The following is a 15661-nucleotide window of genomic DNA, read 5'->3' on the forward strand; positions in this document are numbered from 1 at the left end:
AGAATCGAACTGCCGACACGCAGATTTTCAGTCTGCTGCTCTACCGACTGAGCTATCCAACCACCTAAAAAAGAAATGTGATTATACACTTTTAAATTTTAAAATTAGGTTAAAAACGTAGTATTATAAGAAAATATGTTTATTATATACTAACAACTACAAACTAGCAAGGTGTCGGTGTTTGATAAAAAATAGTATATCAAAGTATATAAAAATAAAACTACTTTTATATACTGCTCTTGGCACACTTTTGGCACACTTAAAGTTTTACATATCAACCTATTATAGGGTTAATATGCAAGACTTTAAAATTCTTTTTGGCACACTTTTATACATTTCTTTCAAAGTGTGGTGTATCGATAAAAGATTTGAAATTGCCACCCCATCTGTTTTCAGGACTTAAACTCTCCCAAAAATCGCCGACTTCTTGTAGGTCGGCTTTTGCTGTTAGCCAATTTCCATTTTGGAAAATATGCAAATCTACCGCACACCTTTTTAGATGATTGGAATTCATTGTCTTGGTTTTGCCCTCTTTGAAATAAATCTCTTGTTGGGCTTTAGTTCTTTCAAGCTCTCCGCATCTTACTTCGTATCCGTTATCGTGTAGATGATTAAGCAGCTTAGCAAAATCTCTACTGAATGCTTCTTGATGTTGTCCTAGTGTCATTTATTCCTCCAATTTCTTTTTAGCTTCTTCTTGTTGATCGTATGTCGGTGGCTCTCTAAGAGTAAAATCAGGTAAAAATTTCTTGATAGTTTTTTCAAGTGCAACACAAATCCACGCTGAAAATATCCTCTCAAATAGCGATAATGCTCTTGTACCCATATGTGAAGCTACACCGACATAAACAGCCATTAGCATATTATCTACGCCTGCATATCTACACAAATGAAACGTAAGAACTCCAATGAGAGAGCTAATAACAATATCGCCTACCCACTCACGTATTGAAAAATGAGGGATTTCTCTTTGTCTTATGCGTCTTATTGTGTGAGCGGTGCCAGCCCAAACAGATAAAAACACAACATAGATCGGAATGCTCCAGCCTATAAGAAAATCCCAAACTTTATCACTCACTTTTTTATTTCCCTTATCTCTTTCTTTGCTTGATCTATGCGCTCAAGAGATTTAGCAAGTTCGGTTAAATTTACATCTTGTGGATTTTTAAGAGCAAATTTAACCCTATCTATACTCTCGCCACTAAAACTGGCTATTTTTAAAATTTCATCATCGGTATATTGATGTCCCGTAATCGCACCTTGACATCCGCTCAATAATATGCCTGCTGCTAGTGATACCGCTACTATTATCATCAACTCTTTCACAACTTTTCCTTTCATAAAATCTGTAAACAAACCCCAGCCCATAAAAGGCGACTTTACCCATTTTGTAAGCTTCCTCATAAGTGTAGTCATGTTTTGTTACGATGCCTACACAACCGCTAAGCAGGAAGACTAACAGCAAGCTTATTAGCTTCATCTTTTTTAACCTTATTCCATGCACTCCAGCCAAACATACGCACCGCTCTATAAATCGTCCTGCGTGTTATCGTTCCTACTCCGTCAGCTTTCATAGCTTCTAGAAAGAGGTCGTCAGCCTCTTTTCTTGTAGTGGTCTGTGTTGCATAGAGCCAATCGTGCAGGCAAGCCGCCCTGTCATACCTTGCGCCACTCTTAGGAAACAAATTTGTAAAGAGCTGTGGCACACTCGCGCCGTCAAATATAAAGCCCTCTGGTATCACTACAAGATCAGAGCCTGCATAAATCAAAGCTTCTTTTAAGCGATACGAGCCGGTGCCGACTAAGTGAGTGACCACTAAATCGTTTCTAAACACTTGGCACCTCGATACTGATAGCGTTTAAGGCTTCTTCATTTTCAGCCGCCTTGATAGCATCTCTTGTCACCACTCCCCACTTTTCAAGAGCGGCGTTTTCAATTACTTTTTCAAATACCTGCCCGGCTAGGATGTTTCTTTCTTCTATCGTTCCGTTTGCCGTAAGCTTACAAAGCAAAGGGGTGTCTATGCAAGGAGTATTCGGGTCTTTTTTGACAAGAAAGCTCTCTTTGGCTTTTTCTTCAAATGTCCGGACTTCTACGTCCGGGTATTTCTCTAGATAGGCTTTGTAAACTGCATTGATATTCTCGTTTAAATCTCCTATTTTTAGCTTCTTTAATTCTTGCAACCGCTGTGCCTCTAGTTTTGCGACAATTTGTTCGGCTTCCATTTTCGTGCATAGGTGGATTGTGTTGTAATCCCTGCCAAAAATTCGGTATTGTCCGTTTTGTATTTTCTCATATTGATAGTTCATTATTCTACTCCATAGTATTTGAAGAAACGAGGGTTAAATTGGACTATTTTGTTATAGCCAATCCATACCCACCTGCCATCATCAAGCCTAAGCCCTCTACCCATTTTATGGTCAAAAGCGCTTATGTTTAGTGCAATATCTAGGTTAAAAAGTCCCTTCTTTGTCTTTATTTTTGTCTCACTCATTTTTATACTATTTAAGCTAAAAAGAAGCATGCCGCTAAGATCCGGGTCGCCACTTATGCCGTCATAAAGAGCGGAAGTTGATTGTCCGTAAGAAACATAACCATAACCGACATCATAATAAGGCTCGGTGCGTGTCAAATAGCCGTCTGGTCTATGATTTTGCCCACTAATAGTGTAAATACTTGTTCCGCCAGGGCGAGTAGCTCTAGCTTTTTTCTCCCAACTCCCGTCAGGGTTAAGAATGCATGGGTGGTATCCTGTATTATTTATATCAGCTATAATGCCAACCAGTCCATTAAATGACAAGCTGTCATACTTAAAGCAGACCGGTTGTCCATCTACTGTGTTATTTATCTGTTGCCAAGTCTTAGTAATACCGTCATCTAGCGAAACCAATTTAAACAGAATATCAAAATTTGTGCCGCCTATTGCAAAAATCTCTATCTCACTGCCGTTTATACCTCTCTTAACTTTTTTTGTATTTATCGGTAGAGATAGACTAGAAATTTCTAGGGTTTGCGTTACTACTGCCAAATTTATGTTGCCTTGATTATTTTGAAAAAATACCATATCACCATTTGGGAATTTTTTGTAACTAGGCGAATACGTTAATGGAAATGTTTTAATGGTTTCATATGAAAAAGATAAAGCTTCAAAAACAAAATCCTCTTTCATCATATCCTTTAGGGTGTCCGCATAGAGCTTGTTTATATCCACAACATTAAAGGCTTCACTAGAATTAGCCCTAAAAAGAATTTCAGAATTTGAATTTGCTGGAGTTATGTTTTTTTCTTTTGAGATTTTAAGGTTGTTAATTGTCACAGTATCGTCTGCAATACCTACTTTAGCGTCAAATTTGTTCTGCAAATTCTCACTACTCCATGTGGAAACGGCAGAGGTTTTCATATCGTTTATAACATTGTTCTGCTCGTTGATATACGATTTTGCCGTAGCAAGGTCTGTATCAATCTGATTTTTTCTCTCATCGATGTGTGTTTTTATCGCATCAATTTCGCCTTTTCGAGTCTCTACGTGAGAAGTATTGTTTTCTATTTCTGTGTGCATAGTCTCTATTTGACCGTGCTTGGTTACCGCATCTTTGTATTTCGGGATGAAGTCGGCGTGCTTTTCGACTATCTCGTCGTATTTGCTATCAATATCCGCCGCTCTTGTATTTAGCTCTGCGATTACTTGATTTGTTTGCTCCACTACTTCGTTTTGTTCTGTTACGTGCGTGTGAAGATGTTTTACCGTAGCGTCCGCCCTTTGATTAAATGTTGCAGGCTCAAGGCTATCCGGTGCCGGTCCAAACTGCGTCAATTCTTGTGTTATTTGTGAAATGTCCGCCATTAAATTACTCCTTCTAAATTTATATCTAACTCGCTCATATCTGCATTGGGTATAACCATTTCCATATCTTTATAAAGTCCGAAAATCGATAGGCTCTCAAATCCCTTATCTCTCTCGTCGCCTATAAATAAGCACAATTTACCTGCATTTCTAGCTAAGATTTTTTGATTGCTATCTACTTGCCCCGTAGGCATCACAACTCTTACGCTTGCGTATTTGGCGGTTTTACCTTCTCTTATTCTTATATTGCCCCAATCGTCTATAATCTTTTTAGAATAATCAAGGATTGAAATACTAGGCTCATATAAGGTATGCCCTAAAAAGCGTTTTTTACCTACGACAAGATGTCCTAAATTTGCCCCCTTTTCATTCGGCTCTATTACCATTTTTATCTCTCCGCTTAAATCTAGGTCGGAGAGATGCCAAACATCGTTTATAAACGTAAACGCCCCGCCGAAGAAATACTGCCACCAAGTGTTTACTACGTCTCTTGTGGTTAGTGATTTTTCATATAATAAAATGCTGTTTCTATCGTAAATTGACACTTTTTTGCCGTCCATATTAAAAAATGCAATTGCGTTTACGAAATTGTTATCGATGTTAATCTTGATCTCTAAATTGTCCTGTCCGTTTTCAGTCTGCGTATTTACTATGTCGTCTTGAAATTTAGTAGGGTTTGTATTTCCCGTCTCAGCCCACTCGTTTATACTTTTATCGGGCGAAGTTGTGCCCGAATTAGCTACGGCACAAGTGTAAATTTTGTTGTTATAGATTACTTTTTGCCCCCAAACGTAAGCGGTTCCGCTTTGCCAAGTAGGCGTATTGTCGAGCTTGGCGTTGTTGGAAACTATTGTATAGGGCACTTTTTCAACTAATGTCATTACATGGCCTTTGTAAATAGCTTATCGCCATCGGTTACGTTTTGGAAGCTCAAATTTAGTTCTTTCATATCTTTGCCTTGTGTTTTTAATAGATAAACAATTTCTCTTAGAAGTCTTTCCAGCTCTTTGTTGTCGGTATCTACCTTAAGCGTTCGGCCGTCAAGTGGCAAAACGGCTTCAGGATAGCCTGCTTCGCCTATAAGTGCCGCCGTAGGTCTTGTAACTATGCCACCATCAGCAAACGGTTTAAAGCCTTTGGATTTATACCACTCAATCCAATCCGATTTATTGTTTGACCCTGTAATTGCAATAGCGCTTTTAATCAGTTCGCCCGCTAGTTGGGTAATAGACATTTGCCCTGCATTTATCTTGTTTCGCCAAAACTCTAAGCCTGATTGCTCTACGCTTCTGCCTAGTGAAGACAAGTATGTTTGATTGATTTGCTTGTCAAGATCACTCAGTAATAAAGCCCCGTTTGCAGTAGTTATTCTATTATCTACTTGAGATTTGCCCGATGAATAATCAGGCAGTTTAGGCGTATTGCCGTTAGCGTCTTTGCTTAGTGATGTCAAAACATCTCTTAAATATCTAACCATAGGGCTTGAATTACCTAACAATCTATCAAGCTCGCTAATCTCATTTTTAGAGTTTTGGATTAATTGTTGTCGTTGAGCTTCAAGCGCCGCTAGTTGATTTTCAATCGTCTTGTTACCGATATTTAATAAGTCTTCTAGTTTTTTAATTGACTTATTAATATCATCAAGCGTTGTGCGATCCGATATTGCTTCTATCTCGCCCGCCATTTTTAACATATTGAGCTTGTATTCTTCGTATGTCTTGGCTGTATCTTTAAAGTATTGCTGTTGATGATTGGCGGCATTTGATAGATTATCAAAGGCTTTAGAGCTGTAGTCTTTATTATTCCAAGCTACACGCGCACGCTCTAAGGCGAATTGATAGTTTATTCCGCTTGTTTTATGGTCAATCACGTTATCTCTTATGCGTTGCGCTATACCGCCTAGCTTTTCGATTACGTTTTTTTGTAAATTTAAGACGTTTAATTGCTCTCTTTGTAGTTGCAGAGTCTTCTCGGCTTGTTCGGCAAGCTTTAACCCTGCAATCTGCTTGTTAAGAGCTTCTAATTCGACTAAAGACTTAATCCAACCCTCTTTGCCACCACTTGCATCTATGGCTTGTTTATGCTCGGTTAAGACTTTTACAAGCTCTTGTCTTAGTTCGGTATTGCCCTCACTTAAAAACACTTGCATTTGATCCGAGCTTAGACTTAGTAGATATTTGCTCCAGCTGTGAATATCGGTAGCACTTCCAAATTTAGCTACTTCTTTTCTTTGGTTATCGCTTATGTCGTAGTTTAGTCCGCCAAGTAGGGTATTAAATCTTCTGTAGATTGATTGAAGCCCTAAGAAAGTTGTATCTATCTTATTAGCTCCATAAAAACCCGCTTGAATACCCGCTATCTGCTGAGTGAATGATATAACCGCTTTCGTATAGTCTTCTTGGGCTTTTCTAGCCGCATCAAATGCTATTTTAGCGGCATTCCACTTATCAACATTTTCTTTTGTGAAATCGCTTCTTAGGGCTTCTAGGTATTTATTTTTGAAACTCTCGGCTGAAACCTGAAGAATATCACCTATCTCGCCAAATGAATTGTCGGTCGCTAAACTAAATGCATCAATCGCTTTTTCAACTGATACTGCCGCTTTTAAGATAGGGTTTTTTAAATCACTCAACTCTATGTCTATTACTGATTGATTGACAGTATTTAGGCTCTCAACTATTACCTCTAATACTTGTTTTTTCTGCTCTTTAGCGTAAGCCTCAAAGCTTTTTCGCATTTCAACTAAGCGAGCATTTTCGGCTTCAATTTGCGCTGGAGTTTTGGCTATATCATCGGTTTTGTTAATTAGCCCTAGTTGTGGAGCCATTCCATAGCCACCAATCAAAGCACCTTTTCTTAGAAGTTTTTCGGCTTTGTCTCCAAGCGTGTTTGATATTAGTTTGCCAGCCTTGTCAAATATTTTTTTTGAGCCGGGACCCACAAAAATATTAGATAAATTCCATTTTTTAATAGTAGCTCTATGAGAGTCTTCCAATGCAATATTTCTAGCTAGACCCGTAAAACTGCTTAGAGCCCCTAGTGCCAAGTTCTCGTTTAAGAAAGAATTTGCGCTAAAGTGTCCTGCGCTTAAGACTAGTCCGTTGGTAGCACTTATGCCACGTAATGACATTTGCACCGCTTTTGTACTTTGTTCTAATAGTGCGGCTGTTTTTGCATCTAAGGCATCATACTCCCAGCTTACTTTTTTTCGCCACCAGTTCTTTTTTGTTTTTTCGGTGTATTTTTGAATATCGCCTGTGTCTATCTTCTCATCAAGTGCTGCACCTATCGCTGCTCTTAAAAACAATCCCGCGTCAGTTTGTTTAGCTTTTGATATAAATGATCCTATGACAAGACCAACCGCAGCTATTACCCAGCCTACAGGATTACTTATTAGCCCAGCTGAAGCAAGACCGCCACCTATACCGCCACCGATTGCCCCGCCTAAGCCCGCTTTGGTTTGTGTGCCTGTAAGCCAGTCTCCTAAAGTTCCAGCGGCATAGCCTATACCCGCACCAGCGAAAGCACCGCCTGCCACATATGATGGACTTACGGTTCCACCTGTAGAAAAGTATGCGGGCATAGAGCTATTAGTTAGCACGCCTTGTGCTCCTGCTCCAAAATCATATACAGCGGTGCCTAGTTTAGAATATCCCAAACCATTTAGCCAGCCTTTAGCGGCTAGAGCCGGGTTTGAAGTGAGGTTGGATACAAACCCTGAGTATCCGCCCTCAAATAGTCCAGTAAATGCAGAGTATGCGGTTTTTAAATTCGAGATAGAGCCTAATAAATTTGTTGTGCCCTTATCTAAAGCGTCCGCACCGCGTAAAATTTGCCCAGTGGATGAAAGCTCAACCGTAGTGCCGCTGACCGATCCTATCCAGCCACCGCTATCGTTTTTGGCTAAGCCGAGATTTGATGCGATGCTAGCGAGATTCGACCCACCGCCAAGCAATGCACCAAAACTGCCCGATAAGCCTTGCGATAGACTTCTGGCATAAGGACTTATCATATCCCTAAATAGCCCTTGTCCTATGTCTTTTAACGCACTCTTTAGGTCTTTTGTTTTTCTCATAAAGAGGTTAAAGAAGCCATCCTCTACGGTCTTTGACATAGTAGAAACGGTATCAGCCCAAGAGCCTTTTATGTCTTTAAATGCTGAGTTTGCATTTTTTACAAAAGGGGCTAGAAATTTCTTTTTTTCTATTTCAAGTAATTTTTTAAACTGCTCTGTTGTTAGCTTTTCGCCATTTTCAAATATTAATTTTTGATATTTTTCTTCAAGTTTGGCTTTTTCTATTTGCCAAGCCTCTTCATACTCTCCTATGGTTTTATAGTATTCGCTTCTTAAATCAAGTTGTTTATTGATAATCTCTTTTTCGTTTTCTTCTGCTCTTTTTAAATGTTCTTGTGAAATTTTGCTTAAGTTTGCATCTAAGAATTTTTGTGCTTCTTTTTTAGAAATGCCCAAATCTATCATTTTGTTATATTTATCTATAACGGTTTGCGTGTTTTTTTCGATTTCCGCAAAATACACCTCATTAATTTCTTTAAGGGCGCTTTTTATCTCATCCAATCCTTTAACATATTCCTTGTTAAAGTTATTGATTTTTTTCGTAATCTCTTCTCTGGCTTTTAATAATCGTTGTCTAGTTTCTTCTTGTTGTAGCTCTTCTTGTGTATTTTTTGCTTTTTCTTTGTTAAGATTTTCTAAATCTGCATTGACATCTGCAAGCTCTTTTTTTAAATCTGCCAATATTGTTGTATTTTTATATTTATCGTTTAAATTTGCTATTAGGTCGCCAAATTTATTAGCAGTTTCTTTTGATGAGTTAAGCGCATCTTCGTTGATTTTTTCAATACGTCTTATTTCTGCATCAAGTTCTAAACGCTTACGTTCAATAGCCTTTATGTCGCCTAGGATAGCAGTTCTTTCTTTGCCTTGTGGAGGAAAAGGCGAGAAAAAAGAACCTGTCTTTAACTTTGTAGTCAATTCTCTTTCTTTGGCATCCAGCTCTCTACGTCGATCATTAATGTCATTAATCATTCTGTTGCGTTCGTGCTGACTTAATTTCGACAACTCTTCATTAGTCTTTTTTATGGACTCCGTTAAGGCATCCGCCCCTTTTTTGCTGTCATCAAAGAACCTAAGAAGTATCTCAAACCCACCAAAAACTAAGGCAGTTGGTAAAAATGTCTTAAAAGTTGCGCTAGTTCCTTTTAAAGCTACATTTAAAGCGCTCAAAGACGTGATGTTGGCTTTTGTTATTAGACCGAAGCCCTCACTTATTAACTTAGCCCCTCCCATAGCGGCGCTGTAAGCCAATGTTGATGCTTTTACCGCTACAAAAGCCCCGGCTAAAAACCCTAAATGTTTTCCTGCTTCAATTGAAAAATTAGCAACTTTGGCTATTGCTTCTCTGTTTTCTTCTAATAGCTTGGTTGTGGTATTAAGGCTGTCTTTTAACCCTTCAAACATTGGAGCCCCGACAACCTTAGCCAGCTCATTAAATTCATTTTTTAATCTTGCTACTGATGCTTCGTAAGTATTTGCGCTAAATTTAGATATTTCGTTAAATTCTTTTAGTTTGTCCATCAAGAGCTCGTAGTATTTACCACTCTTAATAGCCTCTTGAGCTAATTCTTTTGTAAGCCCTAAGTTACCCTCTAAAAATCTTGTTAATTCGCTTGAAGTCCATTTGCCAGCGCCTACTCCGTCAAGTGTTCGGATCATCTGCTCTACATTTATGCCAACAACAGACGCCATGTTTGCCAGCCCCTCAAAGGCTTCTATGCTTTGTTTTAAGCTTAGATTGCCGCTTGCAGTGGAGTAAAAAGCCTTAAACATTTGTGAAGTTTGATCTAGACTAAATGATGTTTTGCTGGCTATTTTATTTAGGCTTTGTAGTGTTTCTTCCGCTTTTTTAGTAGATAAGACCCATTTTTGTTGGACATTGAGCATCTTGCCCATACTGGAAACGTTTGAATGGCTTACGCTTATTAGTCCTGTTAGTGATGTTTTTAGCTGCTCGATCTCTGAATTTGCTTTTATAACAGCATTTGCTACATTTGAAAACCTATCAACTCCGAAGTTTATAGCACTAAAGACCCCTGTTAAAGCCTGTGCTGAGTGAGCTAGAGTATCAATAGTTTTTCGTGTGCTATCCGATGCTTTGCCGAAAGCTTGGAATTTTTGCATAAGCCTATCAAGACTTAATATACCGTCTCTTGCATCAAATTCATATTTTTGTTTTACACTTCTAGCCATAACTTCTCTCTAAATTTGGTATAATTAAATAAAAAAAGGAGACAAAATGCTTTATGCTGATTTTAGTTCTAGCACTATAAGTTTTATATTGGCTCTTTTTATTTGTTATTTCTTGTTCTTTCGCCCATTTCTTAAGGCAAACAAAGCACAAAAACTTTGTGAAAATAAAATTAACGAGCTTAAATGGGTTATGAAGCAAAAAGAAAAGGGTAAAACCCTTTATGTTGAGGACTTGAAATATCTTACAAAAGATGATTTGAAAAAATATCTTAACGCTAGATTTTATTAAGTCCAAAAGCACTTCTTAGCTTCTCCTCAAACTCTTCTTTTTTACTTTTCTTTTTTCTTGAAGTGATCATAAAATCCTCATAGCGCAAAGGCTCTTTAGCGAAGATGTTATGCACTTTTGAAATAAGCAGTGCAAGCTGAAGCTCTGCTCTGTCTGCGAGCAAAGGCTCTACTCTGAGGTAGTCAGCCCAAGCTCTAAAATCGCTTTCTGTTAGGATATGATCAAGCAAAAAAGGGTTTGGAATACCAAGATGTGAGGCCAGTTTAAATCTAAACCTCACATCATCATCCCCCATATCTACTTTTTTGCGTTAAGCTTCTCCACCTCTTCGGAAATTTGCCTAATCCCTGCGTATGCTTCTTCTGGCAACTCTTTAATTTCCGCTATACTAAGTTTTGGCTCCACCAAAGCAAAGTGAGCTGTCAGTATTTGCGCCTCAAGAACATCAACTATCTTTACGTTAGTTGTTTCACTTGATTGTTGAAATACTTCTGTCGCCTTAATTCTCTCTGCTATGGTTAGAGGGCGAATTTTGACCTCCCCGCCCCAAGCTTTTATTTTTACTACTTTTTCGTCAGTGCAAACAGACTGCTTTATGCTTTCAAGATTTAACATTATGCAGCCTCCTTGACGGTTGGATTGCCGATAACCTCAGCCGTAAATTCTGCTTGTGCCTTGCCGTCTTTTTCGCCTTTGATTACGAATTTAGATAGCCTTACAGTAAATAAGTATGTAGTGCCATTTGCACCCTTTGAATTATTTAACTCTATGACTAGCCCTATGTTTTCATTAGCATTAAATGCTTTTTGCAACTCATTAACCCCTTCTGCGCCTGATGGATCATAAAGCACTGTTGCACTCATTGCGCCATATTCAATACTTCCTGTCGATACAATTTGTGAAAAATCTTTGTCGTTGATAGGCTTGTATTTTTTAACCTCTCTTGTAGCTTCTACTACTGTTGGGTAGTCTTCTAAATGTCCTACTGCCTTTGATGTAGTAACCGTTGTTGGAAAACTTGAGTTTTCGCTTAGCTTGGCGACTTTAACGCTTAACCCTGTATAGTCAGGGCTTGTTGAAACTGCTGGCATTGCCACTCCTTAAAAGTAAATTTGAGACAATACTAGCTGTTTTAATTTGGGAATTGGGTCAAAAAGGTAATAATAAATATGGTAAAATTAAATAAAGGAGTTGTTATGAAAAAGTTTTTATTGTTGTGCGCAATCATAAGCCTATCGTTTGGGGATTGCGAGCTTGTTTCTCAAAAAACCGATAGAATGACAGACGCTGTTATAAGTGACGTTGAGTGTAGTAGTAACGGCAATAAAATTCTTTTTGAGTTATCAAAAGTCGGATCAGAAAACAACATTAAATTTGCCCAAGACAAATCCATAATGCTAGACAAAGTCGAAAAACCAGCCTATTCACCAAGAGAAATGAGAGGTTATGTTGATATAAGAATAGATAAAAACCCAAAAATACAGTTTCACGCAATTATATACAGAACAGAAAAAGATATTGATTTGTTAAACTTAGACTTTGATCAAGAAAAGATATTGAGCGATCAACTATCCAACTCTCCGACCACTCTTTTAATTCAATACGGGGCTGTTTTTGGCGATGATTATAAAAAACACATTATAGAATTTGACATATCTAGCTTAAAGAATTTTTATTAATTTTAGCATTTTTTGGGAGTTGTTATGAAAAAAATATTATTGTTAGCCTTAATGGCTGGGTTGGTATTTGGCGAGTGCAGGAAGCATGAAATTATAGACAAAATGACAGATGAAAAACATATCACTTTTTCGTGCGAAGATAAAGACAACGGAAGTATTATTTTTTATATCGATAAAGACGGTAAGCCAGACTATACAATAAAAAAAGCTGCCGATGTTGATATGACACTATCGTCAATAAGTTTTCTTGCCACAGAAAATCTTCATCGCAATGAAAGCGGGATGCAAACTATTGTGATAAGAGTGGATAAAAATAAAGCTTATTTTTCACAAATGGAAGTAGCTGATGACTTTGGTTGGCTATTTGACTTAACACAAGAACAACTACAAGAAATAAAATCAGGCAATACTCTTTTAATTCAGTATAAGTCGGCTGTTGGTAAACAAAAAATTGCAGAGATAGATATTTCAGGAATGAAAAAATACCAATAGTTACTTGTCATACTTCTTAATTATCGTCAGTATCTCATCTAAATTTTTGCCCTTTTCGTAGTGATACAGAAAGGGCTCCACCCAACTAGGAATGCCTTTTGCTTTCCAATTTGCAACGGAGTTGTAGCTCATACCGACCATTTTTGCAAAATCATCTCTAGTTAAACTTAATTCTTTTAATCTGTTTGAAAAATCATCATAATCCATTTTTGCCCTTTTTTAACTCTTAGTGTATTTTATCTAAAAAAAATTAACTTAATATTAAGAATACTATTGACATATTTTAACTTTTAGTGTAAAATTACATCAAGTTTTTAATGAATAGTTAAAAACCAATTCACCACAAGCAAAGGATCAAACATGTGTAACTTAGTTGTTATCAACGAAGTAGAAGTAGAGTTTGAGGTGGTCGCCGACCAAGCACACACCACCTCTTTAAAAATTAGTGAAGTTTTTGATAAACATCACAAGAATATTTTAGCACAAATTCGGGCTTTGCCGCAAGATGATTTTAATCGGCTTAATTTTCAGCCGATTACATACATAGACGAAAGAAACAGGCAGCAGAAAGCTTACCATATTACTAAAGACGGCTTCGTTTTACTCGCTATGGGTTTCACAGGCGAAAAGGCTTATAAATTCAAAGTTGAGTATATAAAAGCTTTCAATGCTATGGCGGAAGAGATAAAAAGGCTCAAGTTTGAAAAATATGTGAGTGAAGTAGCAAATCTTAACGCTTGCTTGATTGATAAAGCGAAAAGACATCGAAGAGAAATAGCGGGTTATAAAGGGCAGATTACGCAACATAATGCTTTGATAGCATCTTTACGCCGTGATTTGGCTATCGCTAAAGCCCAGCCTAAATCTTATCAAGAGTTGCAAAGAGATTATGACAGGCTAAAAAGAGATTGGGACGGACTAGCTAAAGACTGGAACGGACTAACAAGCGAGTATATGGCAGTATGCAAAGAAAGAAATGAGCTTAAAAAAGAGATTGACAAACGCAAATACAATCAAGACAAAATTACAGAAACAATCTTAGCTCTTGACAAGATACGAAAACACTTAGACCCTGTATATACAGCTCTTGGTGCCGTTATGGCTTACGCTAGCGATGATGATCGTTTCTTTATGGATAGAAATGAGATATTGAGATGATAATAGCCCCTTAATCGGGGCTAAATAAATATCTCAAACTCAATCATTGTTCGGTAGTATTCTTCGTCTTTGGTTTGTGTAATTTGCAGTGTTGTGATCGGGCGATTGAAGGAGTATAAAGCCTCTTTAAATTTCTCTTTTAACTCTTGAGCCTGTTTGTAGCTTTTTGAATAAATATCTACCTGAATTAAAAAATCTGTCTGATAGCCGCCTGCATTAAGGCTTATTCTATCAAGCTCACTAACTACTTGATAGACCATACAAGGATATTCGCCATCATTGGGTACAACATGAGGGTAAATCTCTAAATTCATATTTGCTTTTAAAAAGTCTATTAGCTCTATTAAGACCACCCTTGCTCCTTTAATAAATCATCTACGTAAGTTTGCATAATTTCGCCCATTTTAGGTTCTACTGCTTTTAGAGCAGGTCTTAAAAAAGGTTGCGCGGCTTGTTTGATTGTGCCATACTCTATAAAATGAGCGTAATATACGTGGGCTTTCTTTTGTTGCTCGCTATCTTTAAATTTGTCAGTGAGATATAATTGCTTAGCCCTCAAAACCTTTTTTTGTTGTTGCTTTGAGAGCTTTTTAAATTCTTTTGCCCTAGTCCCCTTAAGCTTTAGAAGCCTATAATAATTTTTTTCAGTTAGTTTTTTGTCTTTTCTCACAATAGTCGCAGTTCTTAAGACACCTTTTACCTTGCTTTTTGAGCCTACCGCCTCTATGCGGCTTTTTAAATTGCCGGTTTTAACAGGCACTCTAGCCTTAGCTTCATCTCTTACAGCTTTGGCAATTTCAAGAAGCCCTTTGCGAGCGGCTTTCTTTTGAATTTGTTTTGGAAGCTCAGATATTGCATCGACAATATCATATATTCCATCAACTTCTAACTTCATTCTCAACCGCCATAATTATTAATTTTTCATTCTTTTCTCGAGGGTTAATGACCTGTTTGATGTCAAATACTCTATCGTTAAATTCAATTTGCATAGAGGTATTGATTTCTATAAACCTAATCTCTATCTTGTGAGTTATTTCGGCTTGCTCTTTAGCTTGTAAATACTTCTCGTTAGCGCTTATTGGATCTATACTAGCCCAAGCTGTAGCGACTTCTACTTTTTGTTTCTCTTTTTCGCCATATTCGTTTCGAACAAGGTCAAATTTGAATATTTTAATAAGCTTGTTAAGTCTGCCAGCTCTCATTAAAATCGCCTTACTTTGAATTGATCTAGCACAATATCAATATGGCTTCTTGGTAAATCTTGGGCTATTGTGCCGATAACTACATTTTCTCTGTTTTCAAACCAAGAGCATATTTTGTTAAGCGCCCAAGTCTTAATAATTTCAGGTATCTTTGTATATCCTGCTTCAAATTCAACCTCTAGGCTATTAACGCCGACTATCTCTAATGTTTGATAGTCCCATTTTAAAGCCGCCCCGTTTGGAAGCTCTGATATTACCTTAATCACAGGACTTTTTGGCAATACAATAGGCTCATTTTTAAACTCACATTTGAAAGTAGTATTGATTAGCACTCTGCCTGTATAGACTTCAAAGAAATCAACACTTGCGGTTATTAATGAGCTTAAAATTAAATCTTCTTCATTGCCTGTAACCCTACACCAGTTTTTTACTTCATCAAGAGTTAAAAAGGGGTCGTCGCCCCTTTTAATTATTTCAAGCTTCATAGGTCAAACTCTGCTTTTATTCTTTGAATTTCGGCTTTTAACTTGTTTAGCTTGTCTTGATTTTGCTCTAGATCACGAATAAGCACACGCGTTTCGGTGAAATTTATATTGAACATACTAAATAAAATTTTGTTGTTCAATGCTTCGCCTAAAACACGTGCTTTTGCTTCACACTCTGTCAAATCATTTTCAAGCTCAACTAATTCGCCTCGAGCATAAGTTTTTCTATTAAACATTACGTTC

Annotated in this window: 21 protein-coding genes; 4 read left to right on the plus strand and 17 right to left on the minus strand. The window is 37.5% G+C overall.

Annotated elements, in window-relative coordinates; genetic code table 11:
- Nucleotides 1-328 precede the first annotated feature (328 nt).
- The 8 genes from CDOM16190_RS05170 to CDOM16190_RS05205 form a co-directional block, all read right to left on the minus strand.
- Entirely contained in the window at nt 329-667 is a 339-nt protein-coding gene (locus tag CDOM16190_RS05170; RefSeq protein ID WP_170019179.1) for a M15 family metallopeptidase, read from the minus strand.
- Nucleotides 668-1078 (minus strand): phage holin family protein, encoded by a 411-nt coding sequence (locus CDOM16190_RS05175; protein WP_211437418.1) that lies wholly within the window; start codon nt 1076-1078, stop codon nt 668-670.
- A complete protein-coding gene (locus tag CDOM16190_RS05180) occupies nt 1075-1326 on the minus strand; it encodes a hypothetical protein (RefSeq protein WP_169976237.1) in 252 nt (83 codons plus the stop codon). The genes CDOM16190_RS05175 and CDOM16190_RS05180 overlap by 4 nt, the downstream gene beginning before the upstream one ends.
- 116 nt (nt 1327-1442) lie before the next feature.
- A complete protein-coding gene (locus CDOM16190_RS05185) occupies nt 1443-1835 on the minus strand; it encodes a DUF1353 domain-containing protein (RefSeq protein WP_170019180.1) in 393 nt (130 codons plus the stop codon).
- Nucleotides 1828-2310: a hypothetical protein gene (locus tag CDOM16190_RS05190; RefSeq protein WP_170019181.1), complete on the minus strand. Its 483-nt coding sequence runs from the start codon at nt 2308-2310 to the stop codon at nt 1828-1830. The genes CDOM16190_RS05185 and CDOM16190_RS05190 overlap by 8 nt, the downstream gene beginning before the upstream one ends.
- Nucleotides 2310-3845 carry a hypothetical protein gene (locus tag CDOM16190_RS05195; RefSeq protein ID WP_170019182.1) on the minus strand — a complete coding sequence of 512 codons (1536 nt, stop codon included), beginning with the start codon at nt 3843-3845 and terminating at the stop codon, nt 2310-2312. Before CDOM16190_RS05195 ends, CDOM16190_RS05190 begins: the two co-directional genes overlap by 1 nt.
- Complete coding sequence (locus CDOM16190_RS05200) at nt 3845-4726, minus strand: hypothetical protein (protein WP_170019183.1); 882 nt, start codon at nt 4724-4726, stop codon at nt 3845-3847. Before CDOM16190_RS05200 ends, CDOM16190_RS05195 begins: the two co-directional genes overlap by 1 nt.
- Nucleotides 4726-10113, minus strand: a complete 5388-nt coding sequence (locus CDOM16190_RS05205) for a coiled-coil domain-containing protein (RefSeq protein ID WP_170019184.1) — start codon at nt 10111-10113, stop codon at nt 4726-4728. The genes CDOM16190_RS05200 and CDOM16190_RS05205 overlap by 1 nt, the downstream gene beginning before the upstream one ends.
- Before the next feature lie 46 nt (nt 10114-10159).
- Here CDOM16190_RS05205 and CDOM16190_RS05210 point away from each other — a divergent pair, with 46 nt between their 5' ends.
- A complete protein-coding gene (locus tag CDOM16190_RS05210; protein WP_170019185.1) occupies nt 10160-10402 on the plus strand; it encodes a hypothetical protein in 243 nt (80 codons plus the stop codon).
- On the opposite strand, the gene CDOM16190_RS05215 is transcribed toward CDOM16190_RS05210, so the two are convergent.
- Genes CDOM16190_RS05215 through CDOM16190_RS05225 form a run of 3 tightly spaced genes read right to left on the minus strand, consistent with a single transcriptional unit; the run spans nt 10389 to nt 11493 of the window.
- The gene (locus tag CDOM16190_RS05215) at nt 10389-10697 is read right to left on the minus strand and encodes a phage tail assembly protein T (protein WP_170019186.1); all 309 of its coding nucleotides are present in this window, start codon (nt 10695-10697) and stop codon (nt 10389-10391) included. The genes CDOM16190_RS05210 and CDOM16190_RS05215 overlap by 14 nt on opposite strands.
- Before the next feature lie 2 nt (nt 10698-10699).
- Nucleotides 10700-11017, minus strand: coding sequence for a hypothetical protein (locus CDOM16190_RS05220; RefSeq protein ID WP_170019187.1), 318 nt, complete (start codon nt 11015-11017; stop codon nt 10700-10702).
- Nucleotides 11017-11493, minus strand: a complete 477-nt coding sequence (locus tag CDOM16190_RS05225) for a hypothetical protein (RefSeq protein ID WP_170019188.1) — start codon at nt 11491-11493, stop codon at nt 11017-11019. The genes CDOM16190_RS05220 and CDOM16190_RS05225 overlap by 1 nt, the downstream gene beginning before the upstream one ends.
- 105 nt (nt 11494-11598) lie before the next feature.
- On the opposite strand from CDOM16190_RS05225, the gene CDOM16190_RS05230 reads away from it, so the two are divergent.
- The gene (locus CDOM16190_RS05230; RefSeq protein ID WP_170019189.1) at nt 11599-12081 is read left to right on the plus strand and encodes a hypothetical protein; all 483 of its coding nucleotides are present in this window, start codon (nt 11599-11601) and stop codon (nt 12079-12081) included.
- A 24-nt stretch (nt 12082-12105) separates the two neighbouring features.
- On the plus strand, nt 12106-12573 hold the full coding sequence (locus CDOM16190_RS05235; RefSeq protein WP_170019190.1) for a hypothetical protein: 468 nt from the start codon (nt 12106-12108) through the stop codon (nt 12571-12573).
- Here CDOM16190_RS05235 and CDOM16190_RS05240 read toward each other — a convergent pair whose 3' ends face one another.
- Entirely contained in the window at nt 12574-12780 is a 207-nt protein-coding gene (locus CDOM16190_RS05240; RefSeq protein ID WP_170019191.1) for a hypothetical protein, read from the minus strand.
- 153 nt (nt 12781-12933) lie between these two features.
- On the opposite strand from CDOM16190_RS05240, the gene CDOM16190_RS05245 reads away from it, so the two are divergent.
- A complete protein-coding gene (locus CDOM16190_RS05245) occupies nt 12934-13731 on the plus strand; it encodes a Rha family transcriptional regulator (RefSeq protein WP_170019192.1) in 798 nt (265 codons plus the stop codon).
- Between the two features lie 20 nt (nt 13732-13751).
- Here the strand turns inward: CDOM16190_RS05245 and CDOM16190_RS05250 are convergent, their stop codons facing one another.
- From CDOM16190_RS05250 to CDOM16190_RS05270, 5 genes are read right to left on the minus strand one after another with little or no spacing between them, the layout of a single operon-like run.
- Entirely contained in the window at nt 13752-14084 is a 333-nt protein-coding gene (locus CDOM16190_RS05250; protein ID WP_170019193.1) for a hypothetical protein, read from the minus strand.
- On the minus strand, nt 14075-14626 hold the full coding sequence (locus tag CDOM16190_RS05255; protein WP_170019194.1) for an HK97-gp10 family putative phage morphogenesis protein: 552 nt from the start codon (nt 14624-14626) through the stop codon (nt 14075-14077). Before CDOM16190_RS05255 ends, CDOM16190_RS05250 begins: the two co-directional genes overlap by 10 nt.
- Nucleotides 14610-14933, minus strand: a complete 324-nt coding sequence (locus CDOM16190_RS05260) for a phage head closure protein (RefSeq protein ID WP_170019195.1) — start codon at nt 14931-14933, stop codon at nt 14610-14612. Before CDOM16190_RS05260 ends, CDOM16190_RS05255 begins: the two co-directional genes overlap by 17 nt.
- Entirely contained in the window at nt 14933-15418 is a 486-nt protein-coding gene (locus CDOM16190_RS05265; protein ID WP_170019196.1) for a head-tail connector protein, read from the minus strand. The genes CDOM16190_RS05260 and CDOM16190_RS05265 overlap by 1 nt, the downstream gene beginning before the upstream one ends.
- On the minus strand, nt 15415-15654 hold the full coding sequence (locus tag CDOM16190_RS05270; protein ID WP_170019197.1) for a hypothetical protein: 240 nt from the start codon (nt 15652-15654) through the stop codon (nt 15415-15417). Before CDOM16190_RS05270 ends, CDOM16190_RS05265 begins: the two co-directional genes overlap by 4 nt.
- Nucleotides 15655-15661 lie beyond the last annotated feature (7 nt).

Origin of the sequence: Campylobacter sp. RM16190 (assembly GCF_012978835.1) — a bacterium.
Lineage (GTDB): Bacteria > Campylobacterota > Campylobacteria > Campylobacterales > Campylobacteraceae > Campylobacter_A.